The organism is Arthrobacter sp. 2MCAF14 (assembly GCF_052115645.1).
Lineage (GTDB): Bacteria > Actinomycetota > Actinomycetes > Actinomycetales > Micrococcaceae > Arthrobacter.
The window spans coordinates 161331-179512 of record NZ_JBFRHB010000003.1 but is presented as its reverse complement, the minus strand read 5'-3'; the positions used below and the strand labels follow the sequence as shown (position 1 = coordinate 179512).

Here is an 18182-nt window from a genome sequence, read left to right as displayed (position 1 = left end):
GGCGGGGAGTGTTTCACCGGAACGCAGTCAATGTGTCCGGTGCGTAAAAGAGACCTCACACGTCCCGACATCCAATCGTGACCCAGAAGTTAAGACCACGAAACAAAAGGGAAACTGAAGAGAAACTGCCCGTCCGTAGTCTGAAGTGACAAGTTGCGGAGCACGTTCTGCGGCGTATGCGAAAGGCCACCAGTGACCGGACACACTTCCACCCCAGAAAACCTGCGCCGTATTGTTGTCGCCGGCGGAGGCCCTGCCGCCCACCGTTTTGCCGATGCGATGCATACCCGCGGTCTCGAGGGCTGGCACGTCACGGTCCTGACCGAGGAAGCGCATCTTCCCTATGACCGGGTCACGTTGAGCAAGGCCCTGACCGATGTGGACTATGACCTCACACTGGGCGACATGTCCATGTGGGACCACGAGGCGCTGGATCTGCGCACTGGCGAGCGGGTAATCAAGATCAACCCCGAAGCCAAGTCCGTGGAAACCGCGGCCGGCAACACTTACGACTACGACCACTTGGTGGTGGCCACCGGTTCGGACGCGGCGGAACTCCCCTTCCCCGGCGGTGAGCTCGCCCATGTCTACCGCACGCTCGACGACGTCTGGGCCATCAACAAGGCCATCGCCGAACTCACGGATAAGCTCGGCCGGACCGTCAAGACCGTGACGATCGGCGGTGGCCTCCTCGGTCTGGAAGCAGCGGCGGGCACCATGGAGTTGGGCGCGCAGGCCACCGTCATCAACGGTTCGCGCTGGCTCATGAACGCCCAGCTTGATGAGGGCGCCGGCCAGGCATTGGGCCGGCTGGTCACTGCCAAGGGACTCGAAGTTCTTACGGGAACCTACCCCGCCGAAGTATTGTCAGACGACGACGGCCAGGTCACCGGCGTCCTCATGAAAGACGGGCGCATCATTCCCGCCGACATGGTCATCGCGTCGATCGGCATCCGCCCCCGCGATGAACTGTTCCGCGCCGCTCAAGACCCCACCGCTGGCAAAGAACAGCTGTTCGAACTCGGCAAGAAGGGCGGCGTGGTCATCAACGACCACTGCGCCACCCCGGTCCCCGGCATTTGGGCCATCGGTGAAGTCGCGAACTTCGAGGGCATGTGCCTGGGGCTCGTAGCACCGGCGAACACGATGGCCGAGATCGTGGCCGACCGCCTGCACGGCGGACAAGCGACCTTCCCCGGTTTCGACACGGCCACCAAGCTCAAGCTCTCCGGCGTGGACGTCGCCAGCTTCGGCGATGCCTTCGCCACAACCGAACACTCGCTGGAAATCGTCTACGCCGACCCCGCCCGGGGCGTGTACCAGAAGATCGTCACCACCGACGACGCCAAGACCCTGCTCGGCGGCATCTTCGTCGGCGACGCCACCCCCTACATGAGCCTGCGCCCCATGCTCGGCCGGGAGCTCCCCGCAGAACCGGGCGCCTACCTCACCGCCGCGGGCGGCGGGGAGGCCCCCGACACCGAACTGCCCGATGACGCGATCCTGTGCTCCTGCAACAACGTCCCTGCCGGCTCCATCCGCGACGCGATCAACGGCTGCGGCTCCTGCGACGGCAACAACCCCGTCCGGGAACTCGGCGAACTGAAGACGTGCTCGCGGGCCGGCACCCAGTGCGGCTCCTGCGTGCCGATGCTCAAGAAGCTCCTCGAAGGGGAGCTGAAGAAGTCCGGCATCGAAGTCTCCAAGGCGTTGTGCGAGCACTTCAGCCTCTCCCGCCAGGAACTTTTCGACGCGATCCGCGTCCTGGAACTGGATTCCTTCGAGGAGATCCTGGCCAAATACGGCACCGGAGCGGGTTGCGACATCTGCAAACCGACCATCGCCTCCATCCTTGCCAGCCAGAACAGCGAATACGTCCTGGGCGCCGGGCGCGGCACCCTGCAGGACACCAACGACCGAGCCCTGGCCAACATGCAAAAAGACGGCACCTACTCCGTGGTCCCTCGCATCGCAGGCGGCGAAATCACCCCGCAGGGCCTGGGCGTGATCGCCCGCGTCGCGGAGAAGTACGGTCTCTACACGAAAATCACCGGCGGCCAGCGCATCGACATGTTCGGTGCCCGCCTCGAACAACTCCCGGAGATCTGGAAGGAACTCGTCGAGGCCGGCTTCGAATCCGGGCAGGCGTACGGCAAGAGCCTGCGCACCGTGAAATCCTGCGTGGGCTCCACCTGGTGCCGCTTCGGCGTCCAGGACTCCGTCGCCATGGCCATCAACCTGGAAATGCGCTACCGCGGCCTGCGCAGCCCGCACAAACTCAAAATGGGCGTCTCCGGCTGCGCCCGCGAATGCGCCGAAGCGCGCGGCAAGGACGTCGGCGTCATCGCCACCGACAAAGGCTGGAACCTCTACGTAGGCGGCAACGGCGGTTTCCTGCCCGCCCACGCGCAACTCCTCGCCCAGGACCTGGACGACGATACCCTCATCAAATACATCGACCGCTACCTCATGTACTACATCCGCACCGCGGACCGGCTCCAGCGCACCGCCCGCTGGCAGGAGGAGCTCGAGGGCGGCCTCAAACACATCGAAGACGTCATCATCCACGACTCCCTCGGCATCGCCAACGACCTCGAAACCGCCATGGCCCGCCACATCGACACCTACCAGGACGAATGGGCCGAAACACTCAAAGACCCAGAACGCCTTCGCCGCTTCCGCTCCTTCGTCAACGCCCCCGACCAGAAAGACGAAGCCATCACCTTCGTCCCCGAACGCGGCCAGATCCGCCCCGCGACCAACGAGGAAAAAGGCGGCGTCCTCATCGCCAGCACGATCCCCGTTCGCGGCCAGGACTAAGGAGCAAGAAGCCATGCAGCTCACCATCGACCTCACAGGCCGCGACGTTCTGGTCATAGGCTCCGCTCACGCCGCGCGGCAGGCCGTCCGGCGCTACGAAGCCGCCGGCGCCGTCGTCCATCGGCTCAGCACCCCCGACGGAGCCGACGCTGACGGCCCGCTGCCCGAACGCCCCTTTCTGGTCGCGGCCGTCGACGACGGCCAGCCCGGCTGGGAACCCCTGCTCGAACGCTGCCGGAAAACGGGGATCCCGGTCGCCAGCGAACCGCCGGCAGGCGAGTCAGGCCACGTCACCTTGGTCGGCGGCGGCCCCGGCGCGCTCGATCTGTTGACCATCGGCGCGGTCAACGCGCTGCGGGACGCCGACGTCGTCTTCTACGACCGGCTCGCCCCCTACGCGGAACTGGCGCAACTGACGTCCGCGCAAATGGTGGACGTCGGCAAGCGCCCCGGGCACCACAAGGTAGCCCAATGCGACATCGAAAAACTCATGGTCGAAGCCGCCCTGACCGGGAAGAATGTGGTCCGGCTCAAGGGCGGTGATCCTTATGTGTTCGGCCGCGGCGGCGAAGAAGTCAGCGCCTGTGTGCGGGCGGGCATCCCCGTCCGCGTCATCTCGGGCGTCACGAGTGCCATCTCTGTCCCGGCGGCCGCGGGCATTCCCGTCACGCACCGCGAGGTCAGCCACATGTTCACGGTTGTCTCGGGCCACGCACCTCTGACGGAGAAGGAGCACACGCACCTGGCCGGGCTCGGCGGGACCATCGTGGTCCTCATGGGCATCGGGACCCTCCCGCAGCTCGCCGCCGGGCTCCGCCGGGCCGGGATGGACCCGGCAATGCCCATGGCCGTCGTCGAGCGCGGTTACCGCCCCGGACAACGCACTACGATCGCCGAACTCGGCACCATTGAAACCGCGGCCGCAGGCTGCACCAACCCGGCCGTCCTGGTCATCGGCGAAGTGGTCCGGGTTGCCGAAGCCAACCGCAATCACACCGAAGCCACCGCAGACCTCGACCTCCTCGCAGCTTCCCTCCTTGAAGCCTGAAAGAACACACATGACTACGTTGAATGCCCTAGACTCCATCGATGCAGGCTCGCCGTTGGCCACCCCCGTACCAACCGACGATGCGCCGCTTGACGGTTTCCGCATCGGAGTGACTTCACACAGGCGTTCACGTGACTTGATTGAGGCGCTTGAACGGCGCGGCGCTTCCGTGTTGCACGCTCCGGCTTTGAAGATCGCGCCGGTCCAGGAAGACGTCACGCTCATCGAGGACACGAAAACGATCATCGCGGCCAAACCCGATATCTGCATCGCCACCACGGCCTACGGCATGCGGCGCTGGTGCGAGGCTGCGGACTCCTTCGGCATCGGCGAGCAACTTCTCGACGTCCTGGCTGCCTGTCGCATGTTCGTGCGGGGGCCAAAAGCCCGTGGTGCGGTCCGCGCGGCGGGCCTTGCCGACGTCGGGATCAGCAGTGACGAAACCACCGCCACACTGGTGGACATGCTCCTTCAGGAAGGCGTCCGCGGCAAGACCGTCGCCGTGCAATTGCACGGCTACACCGATGTGCGCCAGTTGGAGCGCCTCCGCATGTCCGGGGCAACGGTCCTCACCGTCACCCCCTACCGCTGGGTAAAGCCCGACGGCGAAGACAAGCTGCCGCGCCTGATCGAAGCCGCCTGCAGTGGAGACTTGGACGTACTCACCTTTACGAGCGCACCGGCCGTAGACGCCATGTGGAGCACTGCCCACGAAATGGGCATGTACCGCCAGCTGATCGAGGCCCTCAAGACCCAGGTGACGGTCGCCGCCGTCGGGCCCGTCACTGCACAGCCGCTGATCGACGCCGGGCTTGCCCCCCTCATCCCGGACCGCTACCGCATGGGTGCGCTCATCCGGCTCGTCACCGAACATCTGGCCCTGAACCATGTGCGCCGGCTCGACACTCCCGCAGGGAACATCGAGCTGCGCGGCCGCTGCTTGAGGATCGATGGTTCCGTGGTGGAACTGGCCCCGGCTCCGCTGCTCCTGCTGCGGGCGCTTTTGGGAGCCGGGGGCGCGGTGTTGTCCCGAGAGGCGCTTTCCGATCTTCTGGAATTGCGTGGCTCGGTCCATGCCCTGGACATGACGGTCAGCCGATTGAGGTCCTCGCTCCCGGACGGAAAGCTCGTGGAAACCGTGGTCAAACGGGGTTACCGGCTCCGCGTCTAGGATCTCGCTCGACGGCGCCGGATAACGATCGCGATTGCGGTTCCGGCGAGCACGAGCAGCGTAGCGAGCAGCCCCAGCCCGGCCATGCCGAATCCTGTCGTGGCAAGGCTGCCGTCCCTAGTGAAGGTCGTCGTGACCACGGGATCGGTACCGCCGTCTCGGACGGTCACGATCAGCGATCGCGCCACTTCCACATTGCCTGCGAGGTCCGTCGAGCGGTACGAGATCGAATGACTTCCGGCCTTGTCGAACTTCACCCCGTCCGCGGGCGCTGGCTTCCATTCCCCTTCGCCGATTCGATATTCGGTGGATGCAACGCCGGAGAGGGCGTCCTCCGCATCGAACACGAGCTTGGCCGTTGTGACCTTCGCATCGGCGGCGGGTGATTGAGCTGTGGTCACGGGGGCGGTCATGTCGATTGCCACACGCGCACGTGCGATCTCCGAGATGTTGCCGGCTTTGTCGATCGCGCGCGCCTCGAGAGTATGAACGCCCTCCGCCGCGAAGAGGATCTCCGTGGTGTATGGCTGCCACTCACCGCCGTCGAGACGAGTCTCGACGCTTGGCGTCCGCGAGCCGTTGTCATCCGCGGCGACCGAAACGGTGACCCCGACGGTGTGCCAGCCGGATGCCGGAGTCGCCGGTGCCGTGTTCAACCGCACCGTTGGCGCAACCTTGTCGACAACCGGCGAACACGGAGCCTTCGGACGGTCGGCGCTGGCCTCTCCCCAGGTCGTGGACGCGTCGGCGGTGAGCGTCACCTCGAGCGTTCCGCCCTCCTTCAGCCGATCCCAGTTGGTGTAACTCGCACTTTGTGGAGTGCCGTTGAACGAGACGCCGTCAATGTACTGCAGTTTCGATCCGTCGGCGCCGTCTGCCTTGATGGTCAGAGTCTTGTCGCCGACGTCGAGGTCCAGCCGCGGAAAGCGTGGAGCGTGCAGCAGCAGATCACCGGAGCCAGGGACCGATGGATACATGCCGAGCGCCGAGAAGGCGTACCAAGCCGACATGGTTCCGAGATCGTCGTTTCCGGTGACACCATTCGGCTTGTTGGTGAAAAGCGTCTGGGCCGCCCGGTTCACCGCCGACGCCTTCGCAGGTTCCCCATAGAAGTTGTACATCCACGCGGCGTGCAGGTTCGGTTCGTTGTTCGGGTTGTACTCGATCCGGTTGTAGTCAAGCGCTCCGGTGACCCAGGATCCCCTCGCGGCGCCGGCCGGATCGGTGAAGACGCGTCCAATGTCGAAGAATTTGTCGAGGCGGCTGATGGTCTGATCGACTCCGCCGATGGCGTCCGCGAGTCCGTCCGCATCCTGCCAGGCAAGCCACTGGTATTGCCACGCCGTTCCTTCCTGGAATCCCCCGGCGGCGGCGCCCCAGCTGCCGTCGGCGTTCTTCGCGCGGGGGAAGCCTGTGTACCCCGTCTCGGTCGCCGCCGCGCTCCACACGTTCTTCCAGTTGCCCGCACGAGCGGCGAGACGCTGGGCCGAGGCACTGTCGCCGAGCCGTCCGGCGACGAGCGAGACCGCGCAGTCGCCCACCGCGTACTCTAGGGTCGCCGAGCCGCCGTGATGTTCGTCGGTGTCCATGCCCTTCTTCGGCGCTCCGGGGGCGTGCGGAACATAGCCTTTCGCGATGTAGTCGGCTATGGCGGAGCGCCCGGCGAACTGGCTCGCGGCGGGAGGCGCAGTATCGACGTTCTCCAGCAGCGCGCTGAGCAGGAGCTTCTCGTCGAGTTCGACCGCCCGGCCGGACCGGGTGTCCTCGGCGGCGAGCGTCACACCACCGGTCACCGCGCCGTAGCGCCAGAGGTCGGCCAGGAACGGTGAGACAGGGTCGCCCGTCATGACATTGGCTTCATAGTTCGCGTACGCCCAGCGCGGCAGCCAGCCGCCCTGCTGCTGAATCGTCAGAACGCTCCTGGCCATATCCCGCGCGCGTTCCGGCTGCAACATCGCAAGCAGCTGATTCTGTGAGCGGTAGGTGTCCCACAGCGAGAACCACTGGTAATAGGTCCAGCCGTCCGCCACATGGTTCTTGTCGTCGAAGCCGCGGTAACGGCCGTCAACGTCTGTCGAAGTGATGGGCTGGAGGAAAGCGTGGTACAGCGCGGTGTAGAAGGTGACATTGTCGTTGGCGGTGCCTCCGTAGGTAGAGGCTTTCTTGAGTTCGGTGTTCCACCCCGCGACCGTCGCATCCTTAACGGCGTCGAAAGGGATGACGGCTCCGCTGTCATCGAGTCCCTCCTTAACGAGGTTGGCGATGGCGCCGGCCATACCGGTGAAGGAGAGTCCGGTCGAGAGCTGAACTGTGCGGTTCTCGCTGGTGTCGAAACTCACCCAGGCGCCCTTCTGCCCGGCGCCGGATGGCTGAGCGGTCGACCCCGGGATGCCGCCGGTCTCATTCCAGGTTCCCGAGGACGCGAAGGGCCGGTCGAACCTCGTAGCGAACCAGGTGGTGTACTCGAAGTCCTTCCCCGAGCAGAATCCCTGCACGCGGATCTCGCTCACGAGGGTGCGGTCGCCGACGATTGTGATCGAGGAGTTCTTCACCTTGAGAGTTTGATTGGCCTGACCGGTGTTGAGGAACACATTGGCGTTGCCGGTCGCGGGGAATGTGTATCGCTGCACCCCGACGCGGGTGGATGCGGTGGCTTCGACGTCGATTCCACCGGAGGAGGTGAGCCTGGTCTTGTAGTAGCCGGCGGTACCGATCTCGCCGTCGTGGGTGAGGGTCGCGGCATATCGGGTGTGGTCGAAGGTGCGCCCGTTGGAGGTGTCGAACGATTTGCCGGGGCCGACCTCGCCGGTCGTGGGGAGCACGGAAAGCAGACCGCCCTGTTCCCAGCATCCGGCGCCCGAGAGGTAGGAATGACCGAAGCCCCGAACCGTCGTGTCGTCATATTGCCAGCCCGCGAAATGTTTGCCAGTCGGACTCACCTGGGCCATGCCGAACGGCGCCGACGCACCCGGGAAGGTGTTCCCTTCGTCCTTGGTGCCAATGAAGGTGTTGACGGACGCTGCGGGGTTGGCGATAGGTTCGGCCGCAAAGGCTGGCTGCGCCACAAAGGCCGGGCCGATCAGCCCCGCCACGAGGGCGATCGCAAGGGATGCCGCTGCGTGCGCCTTCAGGCGTCTGGCCCGTCTCGCCAGGATACGGATCTTCATTTGCTGTGTCCTCCTTGACATAGCCAGAAAGGGCATGGAAACGTTTCCATGCGACGATATCCCAGTATCCATGTGGCGTCAATCGTGCTCCGGCACGCCGGCCGTCTGATGGCCCGCCGTCGAATCCGCTCCGCACCCGCAGACAGGCGTTGTTGGCGCGATCATTAAGCGCTGACGGCAGCCGTGGGCGCCGAACAGGTTCTTCACAACCTGCTCGGCGCCCACGGCGTCGCCTCGTGCGGTCAGAACAGGAACGTCATCGAACGTCGCTACCGCCAGAGCAAGCTGCCGCGCCAGTCCCTCACCGCTGGGCTACGAACCGACCGAGCCCTGGTTCTTATGAACGAGATAGATGGCACCGGTGGTGACGTCTTCCTCGAGTGCTTCCAGGGTGCGGCCACGGGTTTCGGGGACCTGCTTGACGACGAAGACCAGGGCCAGCGCCCCGACGACGGCGAAGAGGAAGAATGTGCCGGTGATCCCGACCCCCGCGACCAGCGACGGGAAGAACAGCGAAAGAAAACCGTTCACGACCCAGAGGAAGAAGATCGAGACGCCGGTGCCGAAGCCGCGCATGTGCAGCGGGAAGACCTCCGACAGGTAGACCCACACCGCGACGTTCAGGAATGTCTGCATGGACCCGACGAAGGCAACCACCAGGAAGAGGATCACGTACGGGCGGATCGGGTTGCCCACGGGCAGCATCATTGAGGCGAACCCGATCAGCAGGTGGCAGCTGGTGGTCAGAGTGAGCCCGAGGATGAAGGTCTTGCGACGGTCGATCCGGTCCATCAAAGTCAACGCGATGACGCCGCCGACCACCGCGATCACACCGGGCGCGATGTTCGCGATGAGCGCGCCGCTCTCGTTGAAGCCCGACTCGACGAGCACCGTCTGGCCGTAGTACATGATCGAGTTGATCCCGGTCAGCTGTTGGGCGACGCCCAGGCCGATGCCAACGAGCAGAATGCGGAACAGGTTCTTGTTGCTGAAGACCGCACGCCAGCCGATCTGCTGGCTTTCCCGCTCCTCCTTGGCGACGTTCTCGACCTCGCCGAGCTCCGCGAGCGCACGGTCCTCGGAGCGGACGGACCGCAGTACCTCGAGGGCCTCATCGTGCCGGCCCTTCTCGACGAGCCAGCGCGGCGACTCAGGCACGCGGAGCATGCCGAAGAACAGCGCGATCGCCGGCAACGCGCAGACCGCAAGCATGATGCGCCAGACGCCGGGGACGTCGCCCCATACGATGCCAATGATGGCGTTGACGACGAAGGCCGCCAACTGGCCGACGACGATCATGAGCTCGTTGCGGCCCGCCAGGGAGCCGCGAATCTCATACGGGGCCATCTCCGCCAGGAACACCGGGACCACTGCCGAAGCGCCACCGACGGCGAGACCAAGCAGGACGCGGCCGACCACGAGCACCCCGAAGCTCGGCGTGAACACGCACACCAAGGTGCCGGCGAAGAACAGCACCGCTAGCAGAATGATCGTCTTGCGGCGCCCCCACCCGTCGGAGATGCGTCCGCCCGAAAGCGCACCGATTGCCGCCGCGAAGACGAGTGAGCTGGCAACGATGCCCTCGGTGAACGGTGTGAGGCCGAGTTCGGCCGTCATTGGCCGGAGCGCCCCATTGATGACACCAGTGTCATAACCGAACAGCAGGCCACCGAAGGTTGCAATCAGTGCGACCAGGCCAAGGCGCTTACGATGCGGGCCGTTGCTCAGTGGAGGAAGCGCGACTGCGCTACTGACTCCCCTGTGGCTTTGCGTAGCAGACATCAGGACTCCTTTGTCTTGTGATGCGGGTCATACACCCGCTCTGAATAACAGACTAACGCGCGAAAGACTTAAATGTAAGGTCAATCTAACAAATGACTTAATTGAGACTTCCTCGCCGTGGGAAGATGAGGGCATGAGTCTTGACCGGCAGCTCCGTCCCGCTACACAGAGCGATGTGGCTCGTGAAGTCGGCGTCTCCCGCACGCTCGTGTCTTTCGCCTTCCGCGATGCTCCCGGTGTTAGCGGCGAGACGAAGCAAGCAATCTTCGACGCGGCAAAACGTCTCGGTTACCGGCCCAACGCGGCCGCTGCCGACCTTGCACGCAAGCATCGCTCCGCCGTCGGGCTCTATTTGATGGACATCCACAACGAGGTTTATGCCGATATCCTCAGCGGCGTAAGGATGGCACTCCCCCAAGCCCGCAACCGGCTCATCCTCAGCGTCTCCCAGTTTATCGACGGCGTGGACGCGGGAGCCGTGGACTCGCTGATTGAGGCGCGGGTGGGGATCATCATCGCCGCAACGCTGCTCGACCCGGACGAACGGGTGCAGGAACTTGCACAAATAGTCCCGATCGTCAGCGTCGCGCGGCCCGTACCCGGCGTCGACAGCGTGTATTCGGACGACGACGCCGGCGCCCGCGCCGCCACCGAACACCTTCTCAGCCTTGGACACACCCGGATCGCCCATCTGGCCGGACCCGACTACGACGGCCATACGGTCCGCCGAAGGAGCTACGAGAAGACAATGCGCGGCGCAGGAATGGTTCCCCGGACCGTACCGGCCGATGACTTCATGCAAGATGCCGGAATGCGTGCCGCAGTTGAAATCCTTGACTCCGCGGACCGCCCGACAGCCATCTTCACCCACAATGACCAGTTCGCATTGGCAGCACGAGAAGCCGCCTACGCGAGGGGCATGGCCATTCCCGGAGACCTGTCACTGGTGGGCTACGACAATTCACGGACCGGCCGGCTCCACGGGATCGACCTGACCTCGGTCGATCTCCACGCAATAGAACTGGGAAACATCGCCGGAGCCGTGGCAATGAACCGGCTCAACAATCCCGAGGCTCCCATCGCGGACGAGCGCCTCACGCCCGAGCTGGTAGTCCGTAGCTCAACGGCGGCGCCCAGGCGCTAATTCCGCGTCATGGACAGATGCCTGGCCCGGTGGGACCATGGCCGTAGATTCGCTCTTGGTCCGGAGGAACGGCCATGAAAAACTTCGCACAGCTTCACGCGGCGATGCACAGGGCCCTCCACAGCTTGCTCCCCTCCCCGGTCCCAAGCCGCCAGATCAAACTCGGCGGCCAGTACGCCAAAGCGGATGGCGTCAATCACGTGATGCCGCTCAAGTCGAACGACTCCCCCATGCTGATCGCGGCATTTCCCATCAACAAACGCGCCGCCGCTGGGCTGCTCCCAGGCAAGGAAATGCGACCCTTCAGCCTCGGCGGCAAAGCCCTGCTGATGGTCATGGTGGTCAACCACACGTCGACGGACATCGGCACATACATCGAATATTCCCTGGCCATTGCCATCACCCACGGCAGCCGGCCCGTCCCGCCGTTTCTGCCGCTCCTCTTCCAGAAGTCGTTCAGGCTTGGCCAGTTCGTGGTGGACCTGCCGGTCAACACCGAAATCTCGGTCAAGTGCGGCAAGGGAGTCTGGGGCATGCCCAAGCATCAGGCCAACCTCGACTTCGTAGTCACGGACGCCACTGTCTCAGCCCAGTACGACCAGGACGGAAGGCTGGGCTGCTATATCGAAATCGAAATGCCTGCTCCGGTCGGGCTCCCGGTGAGGCTCGCGGTCGCCAACTACGGCGCCTTCCGTGGAATGCTCTGGAAGTCGGACAGCTATGTAGAGGGCACCGCTAACGTCGCCTACGGCGGGCAGGCCAAGGCGCGGCTCGTCCTGGGCGACGCTCCCGGCGTCGCGCCCTTGAAAACCCTCCACGTGGCACCCAAGCCGGTGTTCACCGCCTGGCTTCCCGACGCTCATAGCCTCCTGGACGACCACGTCGAAGCGTGGTTCCTCACGGCTACCACGGAAGCAGGTGCGGCGGCCCTGCGCGGCGGAGGCACGATGGACAGCGTAGTCGGGCTTGGCCAGAGCAGGGAGTGGCTGGCACCTCCGGACCGCTCCCTCACAGCGCACTAGGCGTGCAGGATTGACGCCGCGGCGGCGCCTGTGTGATCCAGCTCATTACCGGCTGGTAACCATCAGGGAACGGGCCACCGCCAAATGGCAACAACAGGGAAACACCACCGAAAAACCCCCCGCCTACGCTAGGCACAGGCACATCAACCACAGCTCAGTTCAGCGAAGGGACCCACCATGTCCATCACCCCGTCCGCAGGCACCATCCACCTCGTCATCGCAGGAGCCGGGCCGGCAGCCCAGGCCCTGGTCCGTCGACTGACAGGCAGCAGCACTACTTCGCGACAGCCCGGAACGGCAGTGTTCCATGGCACTATCACCGTCTTGAGCAACCGCGACGAGTGCCCCGATGCCCTCCTGGAGCTAGCCACCCTCCCCCAAGTCTCCGTGCGTTTCGGCCAGGCCGCGAGCTTCATCGATGTCCAGGCCCGCACGGTCACCACCACCGAAGGCCTCGAGTTCCCCTACGATCAGCTGGTGATTGCGACCGGCTCGTCCCCCATGCACCCGCCGGTCCAAGGCGCAGCATGCAGCCTCAACTACTCCACCATCGACGACGCCGAGCAGATCGGCACCGCGGTCAAGGACATCACCAGGGTCCTGGGCCGTCGTCCGCTGGGGATTCTGGTTGGCACCGGTCCGGCGGCCGGCCAGGCCGAGGCCGTGCTGCGCGCCCGCGGAGTCCGCCCCATCCGAACCACTTTGCGTCCAGCTGCCGTCATGCCTTCCGTCGCCGGTTCAGTCCTGCCTGCTACCGGGATCGTCTTCGAGGACGGGAGCAGCATGAACGGCGATCTTGTGGTGCTCGCCGAGGAACGGCTCCCCCGCAATGGGCTCGCTGAAAGCGCGGGCCTGCAGACAGCTCCCGACGGCGGCATCAGGGTGGGGCGCGATTTCTCCACATCGGTGCCGGGCATCTGGGCGATCGGGGACGCCGCCTCGCGGGACGGCATGCGCCTTGGGCTCGTCTTCTCCTCGAATGCCGCCGCGGCACACTGCGCTGCCCGGCTTGAGGAAGACGCCAGGCTCCATTACGCGCGGTCCGGCGTCGCGGCCTGAGGGAATAGCGGGTCCAAGGCGAGGCTGGGGGCCTGAGGGTGGGCTGGGGAGGGAGTCTCACGGAGCCCGATACCCGGCCCGCCAGCCCCGCTGAGGGAGCCTCCGCGGCAGCCGGGCAGTGTGGCAAGATGGTCATTTGACGAGCCGCGACCCTTGCGGCACACCGGGCCCGCCACGGAAGGACCTCCATGAGCAACGAAGCCTCCAGCGCACTGGACAACAGTGCAAGCATCGCTTCATACATCGACCACACTCTTCTCAAGCCGGAAGCCAGCGAAGCCGAAGTGCGCCAAGTCTGTGCCGAGGCGGCCGAGTACAAGTTCAAGTCGGTGTGCGTCAATCCGATTTGGGTCAAGACCGTGACGAAGGCACTCAAGGGTTCCGGAGTGCTCACCTGCTCGGTTGTCGGCTTTCCGCTCGGCGCCACTCCCAGCGACGTCAAGGCTTTCGAAGCACGTGGCGCCGTGTTGGACGGTGCGGATGAAATCGACATGGTGATCAACATCGCCGCGGCCCGTGCCGGCGACAAAGGCGCATTGGTGGATGACATCACGACCATAGCGGAGGCTGTCCACGCCGGTGGCGCCATCCTGAAGGTCATCATCGAGACTGCCCTGCTGAATGACGAGCAAAAGGTCCTGGCTTGCGAGGCATCGGTGGAGGCCGGGGCGGACTTCGTGAAGACCTCAACCGGTTTCAACGGTGGCGGCGCCACGGTGGAAGACGTGGCCCTCATGCGCAAGACAGTGGGCCCGGATCTCGGCGTCAAGGCCTCCGGTGGAGTACGTTCCCTGGCCGATGCACAGGCTATGATTGCTGCTGGTGCAACACGTATCGGTGCGAGCTCCGGAATTGCCATCGTCAAAGGTGAACAAGGTTCATCCGCGTACTGAGTTTCCGGCAGCCGCCATAGTTTTTGAGCCCCGCGGGGCCGAGGAGGAAAGCATGTCCCAGAACGCCAGCCAGCCCATCGAAAAAGAAAACCCTATGGGCCAGAGCATTCTGCTCTTTGTATTCAGCATGGTCCTGTTCCTCGGTGCTATCTACTCCTTGACTTTCCTGACGCTGGAGAACACCTGGCCGATGGCCATTTGCCTGGTCCTCTTTGGCCTTGCCTTCTGGATCCCGCAGACCATTCTCGGCCGCTCCAACTCGGCTGGCGAAAGCTAAGAAAACAACCGCAAAAACTGTGGCCCCGGACTTTCCAGTCCGGGGCCACAGCAGTTTAAATGCGACTCCACCACTTCTGACCTCTTTTGAACGCGGACGACGGCGACACGCCCCAAAATAGGGCGTGTCGCCGTCGTTTTCCCATCAAAGACGGTCAGAAGTGGTGATCGAAACCAAGTATTACCACTCGCTTTGACTGCGAAAGACGGTAATACCACTCGTTGTTAGTTAATGACCGCCCATGCAAGCATTTGGTCATCGATTGAATCGGCAATCGAAGCAAGGGTTGGAAATTTCGAATTCATTGCCGCTGTCGCCTGTTCCGGGGAACACCAATTCAAAAAGGAGTCTCACTCATGCGCAAATTCAGCAAAAAAGGAAAAGTCTACGCGGCAGCAGCAACACTCGCCCTCGTGGCAGCAAGCGGCGGAGCGGCATATGCGTTCTGGACCAACACCGGCAGCGGTGTCGGTTCCGGAGCATCAGGAACAAACACCACCATCACCGTAAACCAGACTGGCGTTGTCACCGGTCTCGAGCCGGGCGGCCCCGCTCAGACCCTTAGCGGCAATTTCACCAACATCAATACGAGCCCGGTTTTTGTTGCAGATGTGACGGCGAGCATCGCGAGCGTGACCAAAGGCGGAGTCGCTGCCGTCGGCTGCGACGCGACCGACTTCACCCTCGCCAACGCGACAATGACCGTCGGCCACGAAGTAGCCAGCGGCACGAATGTGGACAGCTGGCACGGTGCGACGATCGCATTCAACGACAAGGCCACCAACCAGGACGCTTGCAAAAACGTCACCGTCAACTTCGCCTACGCCAGCCACTAGCCATCCAGCTGGTGGGCCCATCGCGGGCCCACCAGCTTGTGCTGTCCGATCGCAGTAGAAACCACGCAGAACCCTAGAGGAGGCCCAGGTGCCGAGCATTCCGGAGTTATTCCACTCGCCGCTTCGCATCGTCCGAGCGGGAGCCAAAGTGCTTCTGGCAGGCCTCCTTTTGGTGACTCTCACATCGGGCGTCGTGCTTGCCGCCAGTAGTAATGGCAATGGCAACCAAAACACGCCCAAAGCCATTACCTTGCAGCTTGCCCCAACCAGCAGATCCGTCACCCAGGGAACGTCTGCAAGCTACAACGTCGTGGTCCAGCCGTCAGGCGGATTTGCTGGCAACGTCTCACTGACAATCTCGGGGCTGCCGGCAGGTGCCACCGCATCGTTTTCGCCCGCAGTCGTCGCCGCCGGTCCAGGATCCGGGTCATCAAACCTCGACGTGTCCACTACTTCCGCCACACCTCTTGGTACCTACTCCCTCAGCCTCAAGGGCAGCAGTGGGACGCTACAGTCCGCCGTCGTCGTCGTATCTTTGACGGTGACCGCCGGCCAGCACCAGCCGTTCACCATCTCAGGAGACCCCACAGGCTTGCTGGCACCGGGCAGCGCTGTACCGATTAATCTTCAATTGACGAATCCGGGCAATTCCAGCCTCAATGTCACGGGCCTTACCGTTTCCGTCACGGGAGTCACCCGGACCGCCCAAGCCGTGGCCAACAACCGGCCGTGCAGTCCTGCGGACTACACAGTGACCCAATTCAGCGGCAGTTATCCGATCTCTGCCCCGCCCGGCAATTCCTCGCTCTCCGGGAGCGGAATTCCGGCAGCTCGGTGGCCACCGATAAGAATGCTGGACACTTCGCTGAACCAAGACGGTTGCAAAGGCGCAACCCTCCAGCTTTCCTACTCCGGAACGGGACAGGGCAATTGAAATGCGGGCAACTGACATGAAAGCGAAAAGGTGGATGAAGGCCGGCTCCTTGGCGGCAGCCAAAGCAGCCGCGACGGCTGCCGTTCTCAGCCTGGTGCTGGGTGTCGGATCGGCCTACGCCTATTGGTCCACGATCGGGATCGGCAGCGGCTCGGCCGCCAGCGCCACCATGCAGACTGTCATCGTGGACGCCTTCGTGGCAGGAGACACCCCCGCAACCACACTCGTTCCCGGCAGTAGCGCCGACGTGATCGTCCGGGCAAGCAATCCGAATGCCTTCGCGGTGCAGGTGTACAGTTTCACCGCGAACGGATCCGCCACCGCGGATGCATCCCACCCGTCGTGCACCACCACGGGCGTGACGTTTAACGCTCCTGCCGCGCCTCTCACTCCAACTGTGTCCATACCAGCGAACACTTCCGTTCTGATCACCCTGCCCGCCGCAGCATCGATGTCGACGGCTTCACAATCCAGCTGCCAGGGCTCCGTATTCCACCTTCCAGTGACGATGGCGGTCCGCAAATGAACAAGCCCCAGCACTCTGCAGGCCGCGGGTACAGGCATGCGCTTCGCCGTCGCATGACCTGGACGCTATTGGCAGTCCTGTTCATTTCCTGGGGCGGCCCGGCCGCCAACGCCTTCTGGCAATCGCTGAGCAGCAGCAACTTCGGCGCAGCAAAGGCCGATAGATTGCCGCAAGGCAACGCACCTTCCGCGTCATTGAGCGGCGCCAATGTCACGGTCAGCTGGGCGGCCGCCACCACAGCGGGCGGACGCGCAGTGGCGGGCTACACCGTGGCCCGCTACTCGTCTGCCTCCGGAGGTACCAAAATCGCCGCTGGAGGAGGCTGCGCCGGTACGGTATCCGGCATCAGCTGCGTAGAACAAAACCTGCCCGGCGGGACGTGGTACTACACAGTCACACCAGTTATCTCTTTGTGGACAGGTGCGGAAAGCACACGGAGCGCAGGCGCCAACACTGATTCGACTCCGCCCACCATCAGCGTGAGTTCAGTTTCCCCGGCGCCGAACAGTGCCGGCTTCAACCGCGCCGGAACGGTCACGGTCAACCTCGCCGCCGTGGACAATACAGGCGGTTCGGGTGTCGCATCCATTACCTACCACGTGGACAGCCTCACCCCAGTCACCGTCAACGCAGCCACAGCGGCGGTGAACGTCAGCGGCGGCGACGGCACCCATACGGTGTTCTACTCCGCCACGGACGTCGCAGGGAACCCCAGCGATTCCCACACTCAAACGGTCAAGATCGACACCACTAATCCGGTCGTGGGGGCCTCAATCTCCCCAACGCCAAACTCCCTGGGCTACAACAGAACCAGCTCGGTGACAGTAAACCTCAGCGCGACGGACATCGGCGGGGGTCGCGTCCATTAGTTTCAAGGTGGACAACGGCACCCTATCCACCGTCAACGCGGCCACGGCGGCAGTGAATGTCAGCGGCGCCGACGGCACCCACACGGTGTCCTACTCCGCCATGGATGTCGCCGGCAACGTCACATCCCAGTCTCAAGCGGTCAACATCGACACGACTGCCCCAACGGTCAGTTCCGTCACCATGGCCAACGGCGGCCCACAAAACTCAAAGGAAGCCGACGCGGGAGACACGCTCACCATCGCCTTTTCGGCAGACATGGACCCACGCACACTGTGCAGTGGCTGGGATTCCTCGTCCGCTTCTTCCCAGACCGCAAGCGGCACCGCCAGCATCAGCCTCGGAAACGCGCTGACTTTCGCCAGTCCGGCCACGTGCTCGGCTTGGTCGTTTGGAAGCGTGGACCTCGTCAGCGCCTATAACACCGGCACGACGCCCCTGAGCTTCGATTCGTCCACGATGACCTGGACATCCGGGACACTGGTCATGACCCTCAAGGGGATCCGTTCAGGCACAGCGGGATCTACCAGCAACAAGGTAAATCCCGTCTACACCCCGGTGTCAGGAGCTGCGGACAAAGCGGGCAACCCTCTGACAGGGAGCTTCTCCGGCGGCATGGCCTCGAGATTCTGAGCT

15 protein-coding genes are annotated in these 18182 nt (G+C 64.0%); 13 read left to right on the top strand and 2 right to left on the bottom strand.

The features are described 5' to 3' along the window. The first annotated feature begins 192 nt into the window (after window positions 1–192). From nirB to AB4074_RS04385, 3 genes are read left to right on the top strand one after another with little or no spacing between them, the layout of a single operon-like run. Entirely contained in the window at window positions 193–2820 is a 2628-nt protein-coding gene (nirB, locus tag AB4074_RS04395) for a nitrite reductase large subunit NirB (RefSeq protein WP_441412273.1), read from the top strand. Window positions 2821–2833: 13 nt separating this feature from the next. Continuing rightward, window positions 2834–3868, top strand: coding sequence for a uroporphyrinogen-III C-methyltransferase (cobA, locus tag AB4074_RS04390; protein WP_441412272.1), 1035 nt, complete (start codon window positions 2834–2836; stop codon window positions 3866–3868). Window positions 3869–3878: 10 nt separating this feature from the next. Continuing rightward, on the top strand, window positions 3879–5039 hold the full coding sequence (locus AB4074_RS04385; protein ID WP_441412271.1) for a uroporphyrinogen-III synthase: 1161 nt from the start codon (window positions 3879–3881) through the stop codon (window positions 5037–5039). On the opposite strand, the gene AB4074_RS04380 is transcribed toward AB4074_RS04385, so the two are convergent. Then, the gene (locus tag AB4074_RS04380) at window positions 5036–8206 is read right to left on the bottom strand and encodes a GH92 family glycosyl hydrolase (RefSeq protein WP_441412270.1); all 3171 of its coding nucleotides are present in this window, start codon (window positions 8204–8206) and stop codon (window positions 5036–5038) included. The genes AB4074_RS04385 and AB4074_RS04380 overlap by 4 nt on opposite strands. A 312-nt stretch (window positions 8207–8518) precedes the next feature. Further along, on the bottom strand, window positions 8519–9988 hold the full coding sequence (locus AB4074_RS04375) for a sugar porter family MFS transporter (protein WP_441412269.1): 1470 nt from the start codon (window positions 9986–9988) through the stop codon (window positions 8519–8521). A 133-nt stretch (window positions 9989–10121) separates the two neighbouring features. Between AB4074_RS04375 and AB4074_RS04370 the strand changes: the two genes are divergently transcribed. From AB4074_RS04370 to AB4074_RS04325, 10 genes are all read left to right on the top strand, one after another. Beyond that, window positions 10122–11132 carry a LacI family DNA-binding transcriptional regulator gene (locus AB4074_RS04370; RefSeq protein WP_441412268.1) on the top strand — a complete coding sequence of 337 codons (1011 nt, stop codon included), beginning with the start codon at window positions 10122–10124 and terminating at the stop codon, window positions 11130–11132. A 74-nt stretch (window positions 11133–11206) separates the two neighbouring features. After that, complete coding sequence (locus AB4074_RS04365; protein WP_441412267.1) at window positions 11207–12154, top strand: acetoacetate decarboxylase family protein; 948 nt, start codon at window positions 11207–11209, stop codon at window positions 12152–12154. Between the two features lie 177 nt (window positions 12155–12331). After that, window positions 12332–13213, top strand: coding sequence for an FAD-dependent oxidoreductase (locus tag AB4074_RS04360; RefSeq protein WP_441412266.1), 882 nt, complete (start codon window positions 12332–12334; stop codon window positions 13211–13213). A 188-nt stretch (window positions 13214–13401) separates the two neighbouring features. After that, entirely contained in the window at window positions 13402–14106 is a 705-nt protein-coding gene (gene deoC / locus AB4074_RS04355) for a deoxyribose-phosphate aldolase (protein ID WP_441412265.1), read from the top strand. Window positions 14107–14158: 52 nt separating this feature from the next. Further along, entirely contained in the window at window positions 14159–14383 is a 225-nt protein-coding gene (locus tag AB4074_RS04350; RefSeq protein ID WP_236816379.1) for a hypothetical protein, read from the top strand. 356 nt (window positions 14384–14739) lie between these two features. Further along, entirely contained in the window at window positions 14740–15219 is a 480-nt protein-coding gene (locus AB4074_RS04345) for a hypothetical protein (protein ID WP_441412264.1), read from the top strand. A gap of 88 nt (window positions 15220–15307) precedes the next feature. Beyond that, on the top strand, window positions 15308–16153 hold the full coding sequence (locus tag AB4074_RS04340; RefSeq protein ID WP_441412263.1) for a COG1470 family protein: 846 nt from the start codon (window positions 15308–15310) through the stop codon (window positions 16151–16153). Window positions 16154–16169: 16 nt separating this feature from the next. After that, a complete protein-coding gene (locus AB4074_RS04335; RefSeq protein WP_441412262.1) occupies window positions 16170–16679 on the top strand; it encodes a hypothetical protein in 510 nt (169 codons plus the stop codon). Next, window positions 16676–17548, top strand: coding sequence for a hypothetical protein (locus AB4074_RS04330; protein ID WP_441412261.1), 873 nt, complete (start codon window positions 16676–16678; stop codon window positions 17546–17548). The genes AB4074_RS04335 and AB4074_RS04330 overlap by 4 nt, the downstream gene beginning before the upstream one ends. Before the next feature lie 7 nt (window positions 17549–17555). Continuing rightward, on the top strand, window positions 17556–18179 hold the full coding sequence (locus tag AB4074_RS04325; protein ID WP_441412260.1) for a hypothetical protein: 624 nt from the start codon (window positions 17556–17558) through the stop codon (window positions 18177–18179). The last annotated feature ends 3 nt before the right edge of the window (window positions 18180–18182 follow it).

Bases quoted from the DNA above. Each gene is read 5' to 3' on its own strand.
- cobA (WP_441412272.1), top strand. From the start codon at position 2,834: ATGCAGCTCACCATCGACCTCACAGGCCGCGACGTTCTGGTCATAGGC.
- AB4074_RS04385 (WP_441412271.1), top strand. From the start codon at position 3,879: ATGACTACGTTGAATGCCCTAGACTCCATCGATGCAGGCTCGCCGTTG.
- AB4074_RS04380 (WP_441412270.1), bottom strand. From the start codon at position 8,206: ATGAAGATCCGTATCCTGGCGAGACGGGCCAGACGCCTGAAGGCGCAC.
- AB4074_RS04375 (WP_441412269.1), bottom strand. From the start codon at position 9,988: ATGTCTGCTACGCAAAGCCACAGGGGAGTCAGTAGCGCAGTCGCGCTT.
- AB4074_RS04370 (WP_441412268.1), top strand. From the start codon at position 10,122: ATGAGTCTTGACCGGCAGCTCCGTCCCGCTACACAGAGCGATGTGGCT.
- AB4074_RS04365 (WP_441412267.1), top strand. From the start codon at position 11,207: ATGAAAAACTTCGCACAGCTTCACGCGGCGATGCACAGGGCCCTCCAC.
- AB4074_RS04360 (WP_441412266.1), top strand. From the start codon at position 12,332: ATGTCCATCACCCCGTCCGCAGGCACCATCCACCTCGTCATCGCAGGA.
- deoC (WP_441412265.1), top strand. From the start codon at position 13,402: ATGAGCAACGAAGCCTCCAGCGCACTGGACAACAGTGCAAGCATCGCT.
- AB4074_RS04350 (WP_236816379.1), top strand. From the start codon at position 14,159: ATGTCCCAGAACGCCAGCCAGCCCATCGAAAAAGAAAACCCTATGGGC.
- AB4074_RS04345 (WP_441412264.1), top strand. From the start codon at position 14,740: ATGCGCAAATTCAGCAAAAAAGGAAAAGTCTACGCGGCAGCAGCAACA.
- AB4074_RS04335 (WP_441412262.1), top strand. From the start codon at position 16,170: ATGAAAGCGAAAAGGTGGATGAAGGCCGGCTCCTTGGCGGCAGCCAAA.
- AB4074_RS04330 (WP_441412261.1), top strand. From the start codon at position 16,676: ATGAACAAGCCCCAGCACTCTGCAGGCCGCGGGTACAGGCATGCGCTT.